The organism is Collinsella sp. TM09-10AT (assembly GCF_003436275.1).
Taxonomy (GTDB): Bacteria; Actinomycetota; Coriobacteriia; order Coriobacteriales; family Coriobacteriaceae; genus Collinsella.
Genome location: NZ_QSOP01000034.1, coordinates 1 through 786, shown reverse-complemented (window position 1 = coordinate 786; position 786 = coordinate 1). Strand labels below are relative to the sequence as shown.

Genomic DNA, 786 nt, shown 5'->3' with positions numbered 1-786 from the left:
TACGCTCGTTCTCGCTGCAGCCTTTTCCGTCCCCATTGCGTTCAATTCACCCATCTACGGGCCCTTCTTTATGAAGCAGGGCATGCAGGGCTTTGTCGACGCATTCAATACGCGCGCGCCCCAGGCCAGCGGCACAGACCTATCGCCAGAGCAGCAAGCTGACGCGGAGCTTGCAAGATACGCGAACGCCGCCCTTGCCGCTCAAACCGACGCCGCCTTTCTCGATTCTGCCGAGAGCTACTACGCGCTCATGGGCGAAGGCTTCCAATCCGGGTCCATCGTGGGAGACCGAGAGACCAATGACGCAGCGCTCGCATATTGCCGTGCCCTGAGCAGCTCCGGCATCACGGATATCCCGGCCTCCGCAAACGACCTGCCATTCCTTTCCTTCCTGCCTTACGCCATTGCCACGGCGCCGTCTTTCCTTCCCTTCATCCCCTTCCTTCTCTCGTCGATACTCGTGCTCGGCGCCACAAGGCCTGCGACCCTGGCGGCAAAGGCGCCCGCGCCCAAATTCCGGCGCCTTATCCAGATCGTGTTTTCGATAATCGCCGCGGGGACCGCGATGCTCCTCGCCGGCCTCGCACCCGGGGGCATTTACGCCTTGGCCCTAAACGGCTTCGGGCAAATTGGGTACCCGATCGCCTTCTTCCATGACGGCGCGCTTACCACCACGACTGCGGGAAACGTCTTCACAGCCCTGCTTATCGCGCTTCTTGCGGGCGGAACCTTAATATCCGTTTGTTCCGTCGTCCTATCGACCGCAACGAGGCGCGTCCTCGCGGG

General features: G+C 61.7%; 1 protein-coding gene. It reads left to right on the top strand.

The window, feature by feature from the left end:
• Positions 1–70: 70 nt before the first annotated feature.
• A partial coding sequence (locus DXD77_RS09900) for a hypothetical protein (RefSeq protein WP_147325442.1) occupies positions 71–786 on the top strand: 716 nt, incomplete at its 3' end.